General features: G+C 40.0%; 15 protein-coding genes. 5 read left to right on the plus strand and 10 right to left on the minus strand.

What is annotated here, in order from left to right; all coding sequences use genetic code 11:
• Positions 1-594: 594 nt before the first annotated feature.
• The gene (locus tag FIM66_RS04090) at positions 595-825 is read right to left on the minus strand and encodes an HP1242/YdcH family protein (protein ID WP_000468320.1); all 231 of its coding nucleotides are present in this window, start codon (positions 823-825) and stop codon (positions 595-597) included.
• Between the two features lie 119 nt (positions 826-944).
• Here FIM66_RS04090 and alaS point away from each other — a divergent pair, with 119 nt between their 5' ends.
• The 4 genes from alaS to FIM66_RS04110 all read left to right on the plus strand — a co-directional run bounded on the left by alaS (position 945) and on the right by FIM66_RS04110 (position 5,050).
• On the plus strand, positions 945-3,488 hold the full coding sequence (gene alaS / locus FIM66_RS04095; RefSeq protein WP_140600061.1) for an alanine--tRNA ligase: 2,544 nt from the start codon (positions 945-947) through the stop codon (positions 3,486-3,488).
• 1 nt (position 3,489) lies between these two features.
• On the plus strand, positions 3,490-4,053 hold the full coding sequence (gene maf, locus FIM66_RS04100; protein ID WP_140548108.1) for a septum formation inhibitor Maf: 564 nt from the start codon (positions 3,490-3,492) through the stop codon (positions 4,051-4,053).
• Between the two features lie 119 nt (positions 4,054-4,172).
• A complete protein-coding gene (locus FIM66_RS08140; RefSeq protein ID WP_238699380.1) occupies positions 4,173-4,460 on the plus strand; it encodes a hypothetical protein in 288 nt (95 codons plus the stop codon).
• Positions 4,461-4,792: 332 nt separating this feature from the next.
• The gene (locus tag FIM66_RS04110) at positions 4,793-5,050 is read left to right on the plus strand and encodes a hypothetical protein (RefSeq protein ID WP_140600063.1); all 258 of its coding nucleotides are present in this window, start codon (positions 4,793-4,795) and stop codon (positions 5,048-5,050) included.
• A 78-nt stretch (positions 5,051-5,128) separates the two neighbouring features.
• On the opposite strand, the gene FIM66_RS04115 is transcribed toward FIM66_RS04110, so the two are convergent.
• The 5 genes from FIM66_RS04115 to FIM66_RS04135 form a co-directional block, all read right to left on the minus strand.
• Complete coding sequence (locus FIM66_RS04115) at positions 5,129-6,133, minus strand: formamidase (protein WP_000534759.1); 1,005 nt, start codon at positions 6,131-6,133, stop codon at positions 5,129-5,131.
• A gap of 166 nt (positions 6,134-6,299) precedes the next feature.
• Positions 6,300-7,427, minus strand: a complete 1,128-nt coding sequence (gene carA / locus FIM66_RS04120) for a glutamine-hydrolyzing carbamoyl-phosphate synthase small subunit (RefSeq protein WP_140600064.1) — start codon at positions 7,425-7,427, stop codon at positions 6,300-6,302.
• The gene (locus tag FIM66_RS04125; protein ID WP_140600066.1) at positions 7,427-7,978 is read right to left on the minus strand and encodes a DUF507 family protein; all 552 of its coding nucleotides are present in this window, start codon (positions 7,976-7,978) and stop codon (positions 7,427-7,429) included. The genes carA and FIM66_RS04125 overlap by 1 nt, the downstream gene beginning before the upstream one ends.
• Before the next feature lie 78 nt (positions 7,979-8,056).
• Positions 8,057-9,304 (minus strand): glycosyltransferase family 39 protein, encoded by a 1,248-nt coding sequence (locus FIM66_RS04130; protein ID WP_140492128.1) that lies wholly within the window; start codon positions 9,302-9,304, stop codon positions 8,057-8,059.
• A 3-nt stretch (positions 9,305-9,307) separates the two neighbouring features.
• Positions 9,308-10,204 (minus strand): DMT family transporter, encoded by an 897-nt coding sequence (locus FIM66_RS04135; RefSeq protein WP_140478781.1) that lies wholly within the window; start codon positions 10,202-10,204, stop codon positions 9,308-9,310.
• 370 nt (positions 10,205-10,574) lie between these two features.
• Between FIM66_RS04135 and FIM66_RS04140 the strand changes: the two genes are divergently transcribed.
• The gene (locus FIM66_RS04140) at positions 10,575-11,036 is read left to right on the plus strand and encodes an HP1233 family protein (protein WP_033742661.1); all 462 of its coding nucleotides are present in this window, start codon (positions 10,575-10,577) and stop codon (positions 11,034-11,036) included.
• 94 nt (positions 11,037-11,130) lie between these two features.
• On the opposite strand, the gene folP is transcribed toward FIM66_RS04140, so the two are convergent.
• From folP to FIM66_RS04160, 4 genes are read right to left on the minus strand one after another with little or no spacing between them, the layout of a single operon-like run.
• Complete coding sequence (gene folP, locus FIM66_RS04145) at positions 11,131-12,273, minus strand: dihydropteroate synthase (protein WP_140600068.1); 1,143 nt, start codon at positions 12,271-12,273, stop codon at positions 11,131-11,133.
• Complete coding sequence (locus FIM66_RS04150) at positions 12,270-12,926, minus strand: DNA polymerase III subunit delta' (protein ID WP_120894093.1); 657 nt, start codon at positions 12,924-12,926, stop codon at positions 12,270-12,272. The genes folP and FIM66_RS04150 overlap by 4 nt, the downstream gene beginning before the upstream one ends.
• Complete coding sequence (gene hobA, locus FIM66_RS04155) at positions 12,923-13,465, minus strand: DNA replication regulator HobA (protein WP_000788294.1); 543 nt, start codon at positions 13,463-13,465, stop codon at positions 12,923-12,925. The genes FIM66_RS04150 and hobA overlap by 4 nt, the downstream gene beginning before the upstream one ends.
• Entirely contained in the window at positions 13,462-14,679 is a 1,218-nt protein-coding gene (locus tag FIM66_RS04160; RefSeq protein ID WP_100964576.1) for an aspartate kinase, read from the minus strand. The genes hobA and FIM66_RS04160 overlap by 4 nt, the downstream gene beginning before the upstream one ends.
• Between the last annotated feature and the right edge of the window lies 1 nt (position 14,680).

The raw sequence follows: 14,680 nt of genomic DNA on the forward strand, positions 1-14,680 counted from the left end.
ACTCCCTTTTTTAACCCTCTTTTTTTAGGGGGGTTTCTTTTTTGAACCCTTTGTTTTTTAATGGGTTTCTTTTTAAAGGGATTTCTTTTTTAAAACTTTCTTTTTTAAACCCTTTTTTTGGGGGGGGTTTGATTTTTTTGCCAATCCCCACTGCTTTCGCTTTTTAATCTTTAAGTTTTATTTTTGGGGGGGTTTGATGAAAAATCCTTTTTAGCGTTTTTTATATTAGTTAGTGGGAAACTTGGCGTTAATTCAAGCGGTAATCTCTTAAAAAAGCGCTTCTTTAGGGGGATTTAGTTGGAGATTAAAAGGGAGAGAATGGTTTCAAATACTTCCTATCTCTTTAAGAGAATAAAATAAAACTTTAAGAAAATGAGTTTTACGATAAAATGAGAGCTAGAACGATAAAACAAAGCTTTAAAACCCCATTTTCAAAAATGTAAAGAATATTAAAATTAATAAAGTTTATGGTGGGAATAAAGCTGAAAGCAACCTACCGCTTTAATCAAAATCAAAGCGTCAAGTCTAACCAAGCGTTAAAGCGAAAACGCTTTTAAAAGCGTTTTAGCGTGTTTTCACCAAGATGGCTAAACCTTAAACATGATCGGATTTTTGCTTTTCTCTATACTCTATGATCATGCCGTGGATTTCATCTTTTAATTTTAATTTTTGTTTTTTCATGTGGCTGATTTCAGCGTCGCTAGCGTTTTGTTGTTCAGCGGTTTTGATGTCATCATCAAGTTGGTTGTGTTTCTCAAAAATCTTATCAAAATGCGGGTTATTCGCTTTTAACACGCTGATTTCGTCTCTAAATTCATGGAACATGGTTTTCTCCTTTAATTTTGGATGTTTAAAGTATAATAAACTATCTTTTTAAAAAAACAACTTAAAAGAGCTATAAAATAGCCTTAAAATGCGCGATAAAACGACAAAAAGGAATACCCATGGACATTCGCAACGAATTTTTACAATTTTTTCAAAATAAGGGGCATGCCGTTTATCCTAGCATGCCTTTAGTGCCTAATGACGCTACCTTGCTTTTTACCAATGCCGGCATGGTGCAATTTAAAGATATTTTTACCGGGATGGTGCCGCGCCCTAGCATTCCTAGAGCGACAAGCTCGCAATTGTGCATGCGTGCAGGCGGCAAGCATAACGATTTAGAAAATGTCGGTTACACCGCAAGACACCACACGCTTTTTGAAATGCTAGGGAATTTCTCTTTTGGGGATTATTTCAAAGAAGAAGCGATTTTGTTTGCGTGGGAATTTGTAACCAAAAATTTAGGGTTTAAGCCTAAAGATTTATACATCAGCGTGCATGAAAAAGACGATGAAGCCGTTAAGCTATGGGAAAAGTTTGTGCCTGTTGATAGGATTAAAAAAATGGGCGATAAAGATAATTTCTGGCAAATGGGCGATAGCGGGCCTTGCGGGCCTTGCAGTGAAATCTATATTGATCAAGGCGAAAAACACTTCAAGGGGAGCGAGGATTATTTTGGGGGCGAGGGCGATAGGTTTTTAGAAATTTGGAATCTGGTGTTCATGCAATACGAACGCTCTAATGATGGCGTTTTATCCCCCTTGCCAAAGCCTAGTATTGATACGGGCATGGGATTAGAAAGGGTGCAAGCGCTATTAGAACATAAGCTCAATAATTTTGATTCTTCATTATTTGCGCCCTTAATGGAAGAAATCAGCGAGCTTACAAGCCTAGATTATGCGAGCGAGTTCCAACCAAGCTTTAGGGTAGTAGCCGATCACGCCAGGGCGGTAGCGTTCTTGCTCGCTCAAGGGGTGCATTTCAATAAGGAGGGCCGTGGCTATGTTTTAAGGCGCATTTTAAGGCGGGCCTTAAGGCATGGGTATTTAATGGGCTTGAAAGAAGCGTTTTTATACAAAGTCGTGGGCGTGGTATGCGAGCAATTTGCTAACACGCATGCGTATTTGAAAGAATCTAAAGAAATGGTAATGAAAGAATGTTTTGAAGAAGAAGAGCACTTTTTAGAGACTTTGGAATCGGGCATGGAATTGTTTAATTTGTCTTTAAAACATTTGAATGAAAATAAAATCTTTGATGGCAAGATCGCTTTCAAGCTTTATGACACTTTTGGTTTCCCTTTGGATTTAACAAACGACATGCTAAGAAGTCATGGGGCGTGCGTGGATATGCAAGGCTTTGAAAATTGCATGCAAGAGCAAGTGAAACGCTCTAAAGCTTCATGGAAAGGCAAACAAAATAACGCTGATTTTAGCGCTATTTTAAACTCTTATGCGCCAAATGTTTTTGTGGGGTATGAAACGACAGAATGTTTGGCTAAAGCCTTAGGGTTTTTTGATAGCGATTTTAAAGAAATAACAGACGCAAAGCCTAACCAAGAAGTCTGGGTCTTGTTAGAAAAAACCCCTTTTTATGCGGAAGGTGGGGGGGCTATAGGCGATAGGGGTGCGCTTTTAAAAGATAATGAAAAAGCGGCTTTGGTGCTAGATACAAAAAACTTTTTTGGGCTTAATTTTTCGCTCCTTGAAATCAAAAAAGCGCTAAAAAAAGGCGAACAAGTGATCGCGCAAGTGAGCGATGAGCGCTTAGAAATCGCTAAACACCATAGCGCGACGCATTTATTGCAAAGCGCTTTAAGAGAAGTTTTAGGCTCGCATGTGAGTCAAGCGGGGAGTTTAGTGGAATCCAAGCGATTGCGCTTTGATTTCTCGCATGCTAAAGCGCTCAATGATGAAGAGCTAGAAAAAGTAGAAGATTTAGTCAACGCTCAAATTTTCAAGCACCTAAATAGCCAGGTGGAGCATATGCCTTTAAATCAGGCCAAAGATAAGGGAGCGTTAGCGTTATTTAGTGAAAAATACGCTGAAAATGTGCGGGTGGTGAGCTTTAAAGAAGCGTCCATTGAATTGTGTGGGGGCATTCATGTGGAAAATACCGGGCTTATTGGGGGGTTTAGGATTGTAAAAGAAAGCGGGGTGAGTAGTGGGGTCAGACGCATTGAAGCGGTGTGCGGGAAAGCCTTTTACCAACTGGCTAAAGAAGAAAATAAAGAGCTTAAAAACGCTAAGATTATATTAAAAAATAACGATGTCATAGCCGGCATTAACAAGCTTAAAGAGAGCGTGAAAAACAGCCAAAAAGCCCCCGTTTCTATGGATTTGCCGATTGAAAAAATCCATGGCGTGAGTTTGGTGGTGGGCGTAGTGGAACAAGGCGACATTAAAGAAATGATTGACCGATTGAAAAGTAAGCATGAAAAATTGCTCGCTATGGTGTTTAAAAAAGAAAACGAGCGCATCACTCTCGCATGCGGGGTGAAAAACGCGCCCATAAAAGCGAATGTGTGGGCTAATGAAGTGGCGCAAATTTTAGGGGGCAAAGGGGGCGGAAGAGATGATTTTGCGAGCGCTGGAGGCAAGGATATTGAAAATTTGCAAGCGGCGCTCAATTTAGCGAAAAATACCGCTCTTAAAGCTTTAGAGGGATAGCATGGAGCTTATTTTAGGCTCTCAATCCAGTGCTAGGGCGAATCTTTTAAAAGAGCATGGGATTAAGTTTGAACAAAAAGCGCTCTATTTTGATGAAGAAAGCCTAAAAACCACAGACCCTAGGGAGTTTGTCTATTTGGCGTGCAAGGGGAAATTGGAAAAAGCTAAAGAATTACTTGCGAATAATTGCGTTATTGTGGTGGCTGATAGCGTGGTGAGCGTGGGTAATCGCATGCAACGAAAAGCTCAAAACAAGCGAGAAGCCCTTGAATTTTTAAAACTCCAAAATGGCAATGAAATAGAGGTTTTAACCTGCTCTGCATTGATTTCTCCTAAACTAGAATGGTTGGATCTATCGGTTTTTAGAGCGCGTTTAAAGGCGTTTGATCCTAGCGAGATAGAAAAATATTTAGAGAGCGGATTGTGGCAAGAAAGCGCGGGCTGCGTGCGGTTAGAAGACTTTCATAAGCCCTATATTAAAAGCTCAAGCAAGAATTTAAGCGTGGGGTTGGGGCTGAATGTGGAAGGCTTGTTAGGGGCACTAAAATTGGGGGCTAAACTTTAAATATTATAAACGCTATCCTTTTATTTTAAAACACTTAATAATATGATTTTCTAGCCAATCACCCTTGACAAACAAAAAAACGATACACTCCAACATTTGATGTTTAAAGGGTTTGTCGCATGGCGCATTTTATTTTTTCTGTTGCGGTGGTGCTTTTATGGTTGGTTGCGTGGGGCATATATCTCTTTTCTAGGAAGAGCTTAAAAAGAGAGATGGAAGAGATAGAAAATTCTGATCCCAATCAAAACAATCCTCTCATTACTGCTGCTATGGGTATTGGAGGAGCGGCTATTAGTATTTTTTCCCAGATACCAAACCAATCGTTGATGGCGTCAAGCCGTTGGCTGAGAAAGGTTTGCAAGAGGCGTTTAGAAAAGACAAGCTCACAGAGGGGCAAAAATTTTTAATCTCTGGCTTCAGATTCTTGTCGTTATTTTTCATTGTTGTTGCAGCCATGATAGGTTTGTGTCTCATTTGGAGTTTCAATGGGTGGTCTTTTTGGAAAGTAACAGGTTCGTTTCTTTTTTATGTGGTTGTTTGTTCCGCCTCAATATTTCCAAGTATACCTATTAACGGTATATTAGATGACCGATAATTGGTTCATGATAAAAAGCAATGTTTCTAGGCTTATCCCTAAAAGATAAACATTAAAAACACTCTATCTAACTGATAACTCCCCTTGACAAACAAAAAAACGATATACTCTAGCATTTGATGTTTAAGGAGTTGTCATGGGGTCTTGGTTTCGTATTCTTTTATCAATCTTGATGGTGGTTTTGGGATTAGTGCTTGTTGCCATGCTCTTAAATTGGCATGTTTAGCGGGAATGATCTATTGTGGCTATGGCATTATTACAGATTTTAACGCTCTATCAGCCGCAATGTGGTGGTGGTCTTTATCAAAAATAACATGGTTTTGCATAGGCTATGCGCTTTCTTGGTCGCTCGCGCTTATTATGGGTTTTCTTACATGCTCTGTGATAGAATACTATTCGTAAAAATTGATTGAAAAAATTAAAATAGGGGAGAAACCAAAACCTTTAAAAACAGGTTCTAGCAAAATACAAGGTTAGGGGTTATTTCCCAAAACGCCCACCGGTGGTAGGATAGCCATAAATAGAGCCGTCTTTGATTTTCATGTGATCTTCCCAAGGCAATTTGTATTTACCGGCCGCTAAGTCTTTGATGTAGGTTAAACCTGCGTCATGTTCTCCGCCCGGTTTAGCCACATACCCTCTATGGCCTAGGTTGTAAATGTTGTTTTCTAAGCCCCAGCTTAAGCGAGCGTTGTCTGCCATTTTAGGATAGATCTCTCCGGTTACAATCTCCCAAGGGTTGCGATGCCCTTGAACAAGAGTCGTGCCGTCAAAGTTACAGATTTGCCCCTCACCAAAGTAGTAAAAGACATTATCATAGCCGGCTAAATTCACGCTCACGGTATACATCAAATTGTGCCATGCGTTGGAGCGGTTGGTCAAAATCCATTGATCATTGACTTGAGTGCTATAGCCTGAAATGCGGATATACACATTGCACCCTTTATAGGCCGCTTCTCTGGCGAGCTCTGGAATCATGCCGTCATGGCAAATGCACACGGCTAATTTTGATCCGCCCGGACCCTCGCACACAGGCATTCCTAAATCCCCAGGATACCATGGTTCAATGGGATTCCATGGGAATAGCTTGCGGTATTTTAAAATGATTTTACCTTGCGGATCAATGATGATGGCGGTGTTGTAGGGGTTTTTGTTAGAATCAGGATTGCGTTCCATGATTGAAAAAACACCATAAACTTTCGCCTCTTTACACGCTTGAGCGTAAGCTTCCGTCTCTTTACCCGGGACATCTAGTAAAAACTCTTCGCTAAGCCACTTAGCGGTATTCAAACCTTGCGTGCTATACTCAGGGAAAATGATAAGCTCCACTCCTGGATACCCCGCTTTAGTCGCATGCAAGGTTCTAATAATGCTTTCAATGTTGTGATCAATATCCTTACGGCTGTTGACAATTGGCACAGGAAACTGAATGGCTGCCACTAAAAACCCTTCAATAGGTTTGCCCATACTACCGATACTTCCCATAATAACTCCTTCTAAAAGTTTTGTCGCAATAACAATAGTAATTATTGCGAGAGAATATTATTGCAAGAGAACTAATTTAGAGTAAATGCGAGATTTTTTGATAAAAAGATTTAAATCTATTTTTAAAGCACTTTTCAACCTCTATGGGTGCTGTTTTTAAAAACCTCTAAAAATCCTTTAACAATTCCACAAATTCTTTAAAAATATAGTGGCTCTCTTTGGGGCCGGGGCTGCTTTCTGGGTGGTGTTGGACAGAAATAATGGGAGCGTTTTTATAGTGCACGCCCTCAATGGTGTTGTCAAAAAGGTTGCGGTGCGTGATGATAGCGATTTCTTCAATTTCTTCAGGGACGCAATAGTTGTGGTTTTGCGCGGTGATTTCAACGGCGTTTGTTTTTAGGTTTTTAACGGGGTGGTTGCTCCCATGATGGCCAAATTTGAGTTTGTAAGTAGGGTAGCCTTGTGCGATAGAGAGCAATTGATGCCCTAAGCAAATGCCAAACATGGGGATTTTAGCGTTAATGAGTTGCTTGATTTCTCCAATTTCTTGTTGCAAGCTTAAAGGATCGCCTGGCCCGTTAGAGAGGAAAATCCCGCTGATTTCTTTTTTTTCATAGGCTTTAATCAGCTCGTTAGCTTTAGTGTGGTGCGGGTAAATAAGGGCTTTTAACCCCATATTTTGAAGCTCGTTTAAAATATTGCCTTTAGCCCCAAAGTCCAGCACTGCGATAATTTTATGAGAGGTTTTTTCATCAAAAGGCTTGTAATCTAGGGTTTTGAAATCAAAAGTAGCGCGCTGGTGCGTGGTGATTTTTGGCGTAGAAACGCTAGACACTAGGGGGGATTGGGAAATTCTAGGGGCGTTTTTTAAAATTTCTTCAAGCTTGTTTTTGTCATGCTCTATCGTGGAAGCGACCATCATCAAGCACCCATGATGGCGTAAGGTTTTGATCAAACTCCTGGTATCAACGCCACAAATCCCTAAAACGCCACGCTCTTTCAAATAAGCGCTCAAGCTAAAATCCGCCCTTGAATTAGAAAAAAATTCGTTGTAATGGCGCGCTAAAATCCCTGCGCATGAGAAAGAGGACTCATCATCTTTAGAATTAGCGCCCACAACCCCAATTTCAGGCATGCTAAAAACCACGAATTGCCCCTTATAGCTAGGGTCGCTAATGACTTCTTGATAGCCGCTCATAGAAGTGTTAAAAACAAGCTCGCCTGCTTGCGTGCCGCTAGCCCCAAAACTTTGCGCTTGCAAAAAAAGCCCGTTTTCTAAATAGAGAGAGACCATTATAAAAAGCCTTTACGCCTTAATTCTTCTTCATAGAGCCTTTCAAACACAAGCTCGTATTCATCGCTCCCAACGGGTAATTTGCGTTTGTAATGTTTGATTTTTTCATGCACTTCATTTTCAATGCTTTCATACGCTTTAGAATAGGTGTCAATGGATTTGTAAATCAAATTCCTTATCAAATTCTCTGATACGCTAAACATGATCAAATCCTCATCTAAGATTTTATTCAAAATCTGGTGCGACAAATCGTTGCACCTTTCTTCCCAAAACAAATGAAAACCCTCTTTTTGAGCGATCTGTCTTTTAATCATCCAAAAAAGCTGCCTTTCATCCATCCGCATGAATTCTATCTCATCGGTGTTTTCTTCTAAAAGCTCTCTGGCTTGCTCATCTATGGCGTTTTCTTTTTTAACGCTTTTTTCCAAAATCCTCTCTATCAATTCACACAATAATTCTCTAGGGGCTTTTAATTCTAATAGTTTTGAGTGGATAAAGTCATTGGCAATCTTATGGCTTATATGGTTTATATGGGTTAGTTTGAGTCTCATGATTTTTCTCGCATATTTTATTTATTTTTGGAGTGTATTTTATCATTCTTTAGATAAAACGCTTTTTAAAGAATTAATTTAATGGCGCACCAAACTATAGGATTGTAGAATTTTATCAGCGTAGATGATTGTAATATCAGGGCGTTTTTTAGAAATTTTAGCGTTAATCAGTCTTAACCTCCCCCCTTCTTTAATGCCATAAAATTGAAGCCTTAAAGCGAGTTGTTTATCGTTAGTGCGGATTTGATGGACACCCCTTAATTGCAAGGCTGTAGCGACTTCTTTGGCTAAGAAATGCCGGTTTAATAATTTTTCATTAGCGCCAGAAATTTTACTCCCCCATAAAAAAAGCGTTTCAGTGAGCATTAAAAGATACAAACTGAAAACGCGCAAATAATATTGCCCCCTAAATTCCTTCAAACGCACCCTAAGGCTATTTAAAACGCTTTTAACAAACAAAGGTAAACCAATTAACGCTAAGGGGGCGAAAGTTCTTAAATCTATCTCTTGGCGCATGCTCAAAAGCAAAGGGAAAAGCCAGCCGCTCGCGCTCATAAAGGCTAGTAGTGATGGCTTTTTATCCAAAAGGGCTTTATAGAGCGTATAAGGGTAGTAGAGGAACAATAAGGGCGAATATAAAAGCATGAGTTCTAAGCATGTGTCTATAAAATACCCGCTAGGCAAGCCCTTATTGAAACTCCCGCTAAAAAGAGCGGTATTCACAATTAAAACCACCAAAGCAAAGATCGCGCTCTTAAAATAGCGTTTTCTTAAAGCGTAGGCAAAAACCCCTAGCAAAAGCGGGATGAACGCGCCGTCTAAAAACGCGCAAGCGCTAAGGGTTAAATAAGGGATTTTTTGGGTTTTGATATACAAATAGCTAACCAAAAGCCCAAGGCTTAACACCAGCACGCTTTTAGCCAATAAAATCGCAAAGAGATTCACCCCAGGCAATAAAGCGTAAGTCAATACCACATAAAGGGCGTCTTTAGGCTTTTTTAAAATCTTTCGCCCTATCAAATAAAATAAAAACATGTTAATGATGTGAGCGATCAAAAAAGGCAATCTTAAAGCCAAATCGTTTTGGCCTAAAATAGCAACACTTTTTTGAGCGATTTGAACAAACCATGCGCTGCTATAAAAAAAATCCTTCGCTTCATTGTAGCTGATAGAAATTTCTTCACTCATCAACAGCCCCAAAGCCAGGACTAAAAAAACCATGATAATAAAGACTAAATCGCTTAAATCAAAGCTTCTTGTTTTTTTCTCTGGATAAATAAAGTAGCGGAAATATAACAGAGCACTTTGTAAGGGGCTTAGCTGCATGGCTTAAATTTTTTTTAATTCTTTTAAAAGAGCGGGCAAGGCAATGAGTAAGCCTGAACATAAAATCAAAGCCACCCCCAAAGAGCTTTTAAGATCCAAAAATTTATCGCCCAAATACAGCCCAAACAACAGCCCCCAAACAATGCGGGTGTATTCAACAGGGGCAATGATCCCAGCAGGAGCGTTCATGTAAGCATAAGTTAAGAAATACTGCCCTAAAGTCCCGCTAATCCCTATTAAAGAAATCCACAAAATGTCTTCTTTTCTAGGGATATGAATGCCTGTGGATAAAAAAGGAATATCAATGAACATGCCCGCTAATCCAAGAAGGCTCATGCCAAAGGCGAACGCTAAAATCACGGCTTGCTTGTCATAATATTCTCTCAAATCCCTTAAAGTGATATACGCCAAAGACACAAAGATCCCGCTCAATAAGCCCATAAGAATTTCAACCGGCCCCACATTTTCCACGCTAGGATCGGAGATCAGCACCACCCCCACTAGCCCAATGCATGCAGAAATTAACGCGCTTCTTTTGAGTTTTTCTTTCAAAAGAAAAGGGGAAAGAAGCACCGTATAAATAGGTGCGCATTGCGAAAAAGCCGTCGCTGTAGCGAGCGAAATTTTTTCAATATTATAAAAAAACGCTAGCATGGCTAAGCCCCCCACAACGACCCTAAAAGCGAGTTTTTTAAAACCGCCTTGTTTGTAACTCTTTAAGCGGTAGGGTTTGAAAGGATAAATAAGCAAGAGTAAAAGCGTCATGGTAATGGAGCGGTAAAACACATTCTCCATAGGGGAAAAATAATCCGCTGTGATTTTAACAAACGCACTCATGATCCCAAAGCATAAATTCGCCAAGAGTATCATTGAAACGCCAAATAAAATGGTATTACGCATGCTTTTTGCTCATTAGATTAAAGATTTTTAGGGTAGTTTAACCTAAAATCTCTAATTAAGACTTAAAGTTTTTAAGCTCTAAAAGCATAAAAGTTGCATTGATTGGTAAAATCATGCTATAACAATGTTCTAGGAGTTTTACCTTTTGTTTTGTCTAGAATCATTCTAGAAGCTTCAGCATTTCAAACTCCTTATAGAAATATGAAAACATAAAAACACGAATCCTTTTTGAAAATAAACTCCTAGACCCTTTTTAAAGGGTTTGAACGCCACCATTAGAAAACTCTTTTAAGCTTTTTAAATTTTTTAGTCTCATTAGGGAATGGATTTTGCTTAATATCAGCGTAAAATCCAATTTTAGGAAATTCGCATGGCTGTTTCTTCTATCAATCAGTTTGATTCTAACCTCTATGGGCTTTTAAACGCTAAAAGCGCTCCTAAAGAAGACCTAGCTCCTATTGAAAGCGCAGAAAAAGTAGAACGAGAAAAAAAGGACGCTCCAACAGAAAACCTCCCCTTTAACCCTGACAAGCGAGAGACTTACGGCTTTTTGGTTTTAGAATTGATGAGCGATAGAGAATATGAGGCTTTTTTAAGGGCTACGGCCGGAATGGATGAGAGCCAAAAACGCCTTGCCGCTCAGTCGCTCTATAGTTTGACGGATTTTTATAATGGGAAATTCTCTAAAGAAGTGGAAAACGCCCCCAAGCAACCGGTGAATGGCTTGCACAAAAAAGCCCTACAAACCTTTAACGCCACCAACCACAACGATTTTTTGCAACGCTATCAAAACGCTTACAACAACCCTTCAACCATGGATGTGATCCTTTAAAGATTAGGGTTAATCAAGGATTGATCATCAAAAACGCTTTTTAGCGTTTTGATGATAACCAACGCCCAATGGGATCAAAGCTAAAAATTTCGGTTTAATCCGTTTCTTCCAAACTCTTAAACACCTTGATGAGATCGATATGCTCATCAATGTCATGCGCTCTTAAAACGCTCGCTCCGTTTTGCAACGCCATTAAATGCAAACTCAAAGTGCCGGCGAGCCGGTCTTGAACTTCACGCCCGGTGATAAGCCCGATCGTGTTTTTACGACTCGCTCCTACCAATAAGGGTTTTTTGAATTTGAGAAAATGGCTTAAATGCTTGATTAAGGCTAAATTATGCTCTTTTAATTTAGCGAATCCAAACCCTATATCTAAAATAATATCTTGAAGCGCGTATTTTTCTAAAACCTCTAGTTTTTCCTTAAAGAAGCGATCCATTTCATCAAATAAATTGTGGTAAAAAACATTTTCTTGCATGTCTTTGGGGGTTTTTTGAGTATGCATTAAAATGCAAGTGGGCTTGTAATCTCTTGCGACTTCTAGCATTTCAATGCTATTAAAACCGCTCACATCATTAAGGATGGAAAAACAATGCTCCAAAGCCATTTGGGCGGTTGTGGCATGGTAGGTGTCTATGCTGAATTGGGCGCATTGGTAGAGTTTTTGGGATTTAATCTCTAGTAAAATTTCTTTTAAGCGATCCTGCTCTGTTTTTGGATCAATGATTTCACTCTCTGGTCTTGAACTGGCCGCGCCTATATCAATGAGCGTGATACCCTTTTCTAGCCATTGATAGATTTCTTCAAGCGCTTTTTTGCTACTAAACCGGCTCTTTTCATAGAAACTATCCGGCGTGAGATTCAAGATTGCCATGATCTGTGGGGTGTTAGGCTTAGGGGCTTTGAGGTGGCTTTTTAATTCTTGTGCTAAATGTTTAAGCCCAAAGGGTTGGGAGTGGCACTTAACAATCAGGCGTTCTAATTGGTTAGCGCTCGCAATCAGCACCCCATCATAAAAAGGCTCTTTGGCTAAAATACAATCTCTTGGCGTGGCAAAATCGCCCCCAACGCTTATGGCCTCTTGCTTTAAAATGAGCGCAGCGCTTAAGGGCAGGTGTTGGATTTCAAAAACAAAGCTAACGCCTTTTTGGCGCATATGGTTTTGCGCGATCTTTTCTGGACCTATTTTTTGTAGAGTGCTTTTGAGCGTATCAGGGTTAAGGCGTTTTACAATCATGGCGTTTTCTTTTTGGATAAAAGGCTTAAAAGCAGGGGTAAAAGATTGTAGCTGAGCTTGTAATAAGAGCTGTTAGCCTTGATCGCTAAGTCAAAGGCTTGCAATTCTTGCTCGTTTAAACAGATTTGGTGTCTGTGAATACTCTCTAATAAGCTTTCAATCCTTTCCCTCTGATTTTCTCTGGAATCAAAGTTTTCTTTGTCTAAATTTTTTAAAAACGCATAGATGTCTTTCAAATCCAACCTGGATAAATCCAAATCTAAAGGTTTTAGGGGGATTTTTTGGCGTTTGTCTTCTTTGATTAGGCGGGATTTAATGGTGGCTAACACATGGTTTGGGCTTTTAGCGAACATGATAAAACAAACATTATTCGGGGGTTCTTCTAAGATTTTTAAAAGCGCGTTTTGGGCTTCTATACCATAACTAGGAGCGGCGATTAAAAAAGCGTTCAATTCGCTGTGTTTTAAGTGAGCCTTTGAAATGACTTCTTTGGCATGCTCAATTTTAAAATCCTTGTTAAAAGTTTTGATCACCTTTTTGTCTTTTTCAATAATCTCCGTGTAGAATTTAATGTGGTGTTCAAAAAGGCTTGCGGTCTCTTCTAGGCTCTCTTCAAGATTGTCCGTATAAATAAGGCGGTTGGAGTTTTTCACAAAGTAACCTTATTGTATAGCACGCTAAAAAGCGCGTTTTCAAAGAGTTTGAAGAGCTGCAATAATTTATAATCTAGCAAACTATCATGCTCTTTTAAAAGCAAGCAATCTTCTTTAAGCTCTTCAAAAAGCCATAAAAAACTAGGGATTTTACTCAATAATAAGGTTTTCAAGCCTTCATTTTCAATTTTCCCAACATGCCAAAACATAGGGTTTTGATAAGTCATCTCTATGGTGGCTAGAGAGAGATTCGCATCGTTTTTAGGATAGAAAGAAGAAGCGTTAAAATCAATGACTGACAATAAGGGGCGCTCTTTTAAATCTTTAGGGTTTAAGTTAGAAAGAATGTAGTTTAAAAACCAGTGCCTAGAAGAATCCGTGCTCACCAACAGCGATCCGCCATTAAGCACATGCGAGATGGTTTGCGCGATGAGTTTGGCATAGCTTGATCGCTCTAATTCCAGCCACCCGCTTTGCTGAGCGATAAATTCCCCCTGATCGCGTACAAATTCCTTGATCCAGTCGTAGAAATTTTTCATTGATCCAATTGATACACCGCATGCAAAGTTCTAACCGCTAATTCAGCGTATTTAATGTCAATCAAAACCGAAATTTTAATCTCGCTTGTGGAAATCATCATGATATTAATGTTGTCTTTGGCTAGGGCTTTAAAAGCGATGCTCGCTACCCCAGAATGCGACTTCATGCCCACGCCCACTATGGAAACTTTAGCGATATTTTCATCATAATCAATGGAATCCATTTGCGCTAAAAAAGGCTTTAAGGCTTGCTTGGTTTCTTCTATCTGGGTTTTAACGATCGTAAAATCCAAATCGGTTTTGCCGTCTCTGCCGATCGTTTGGACTATCATATCCACATTAATGCGGTACTCCGCTAAAGCGCCAAAGATTTCAGCGGCAATGCCTGGCCGATCTTCCACGCCCTCCATGCTCACACGAGCCTGATTTTTATCCAATGCGATCCCACTCACTATAGGGGTTTCCATGCGTTCTCCTTTAAAGTCTTTTTCAGCCACAATGAGCGTGCCTTCGCTATGGTTAAACGAATTGCGAGTCACTAACTTCACACTGAGTTTTTTAGCTAATTCTACTGAGCGGTTTAATAAAACTTTAGCCCCCATAGAAGCCAATTCAAGCATTTCATCATAGCTGATTTGCGTGATTTTTTGAGCCTTTTCTTCAATGCGCGGATCAGTGGTATAAACGCCATCCACATCCGTATAGATTTCACACAGATCCGCTTTTAAAGCCCCGGCCAAAGCGACCGCGCTCAAATCGCTCCCCCCACGCCCTAAAGTCGTTGTTTCGCCTTGAATATCAGCGCCTTGAAACCCAGCGATCACCACAATGTAGTTTTTTTCTAAAAGCTCTGTGATGCGTTTAGTGTCAATGGATTGGATCACGGCGTTTTGAAAATGCGAACTGGTTAAAATGCCCGCTTCTTTCCCGCTCAAGGAAATGGCTCTATGCCCATACCTTTCTAACGCCATGCTCAAAGCCGCGCTTGAAATCCATTCCCCCACGCTTACAATCCTGTCCATTTCCCGCTTGTTAGGGTTATGGCTAAAATTCTTGCCAAATTCTAAAAGCCTGTCGGTTTCGCCGCTCATCGCAGAAACCACCACCACGACTTGATGCCCTAATTTAACGCTTTCTAAAACCCTTTGGGCGACATTGTGGATCCTTTCTATGCTGCCCATGCTCGTGCCGCCGTATTTTTGAACGATTAACACC

This window comes from Helicobacter pylori (genome assembly GCF_006439795.1).
In the GTDB taxonomy this organism is placed as follows: Bacteria; Campylobacterota; Campylobacteria; order Campylobacterales; family Helicobacteraceae; genus Helicobacter; species Helicobacter pylori_CR.

Coding starts and splice junctions, on each gene's coding strand:
- FIM66_RS08140 (WP_238699380.1), top strand. CDS start 4,173: ATGGCGCATTTTATTTTTTCTGTTGCGGTGGTGCTTTTATGGTTGGTT.
- hobA (WP_000788294.1), bottom strand. CDS start 13,465: ATGAAAAATTTCTACGACTGGATCAAGGAATTTGTACGCGATCAGGGG.
- FIM66_RS04135 (WP_140478781.1), bottom strand. CDS start 10,204: ATGCGTAATACCATTTTATTTGGCGTTTCAATGATACTCTTGGCGAAT.
- FIM66_RS04090 (WP_000468320.1), bottom strand. CDS start 825: ATGTTCCATGAATTTAGAGACGAAATCAGCGTGTTAAAAGCGAATAAC.
- folP (WP_140600068.1), bottom strand. CDS start 12,273: ATGATTGTAAAACGCCTTAACCCTGATACGCTCAAAAGCACTCTACAA.
- FIM66_RS04125 (WP_140600066.1), bottom strand. CDS start 7,978: ATGAGACTCAAACTAACCCATATAAACCATATAAGCCATAAGATTGCC.
- FIM66_RS04115 (WP_000534759.1), bottom strand. CDS start 6,133: ATGGGAAGTATCGGTAGTATGGGCAAACCTATTGAAGGGTTTTTAGTG.
- FIM66_RS04130 (WP_140492128.1), bottom strand. CDS start 9,304: ATGCAGCTAAGCCCCTTACAAAGTGCTCTGTTATATTTCCGCTACTTT.
- maf (WP_140548108.1), top strand. CDS start 3,490: ATGGAGCTTATTTTAGGCTCTCAATCCAGTGCTAGGGCGAATCTTTTA.
- alaS (WP_140600061.1), top strand. CDS start 945: ATGGACATTCGCAACGAATTTTTACAATTTTTTCAAAATAAGGGGCAT.
- FIM66_RS04140 (WP_033742661.1), top strand. CDS start 10,575: ATGGCTGTTTCTTCTATCAATCAGTTTGATTCTAACCTCTATGGGCTT.
- carA (WP_140600064.1), bottom strand. CDS start 7,427: ATGGTCTCTCTCTATTTAGAAAACGGGCTTTTTTTGCAAGCGCAAAGT.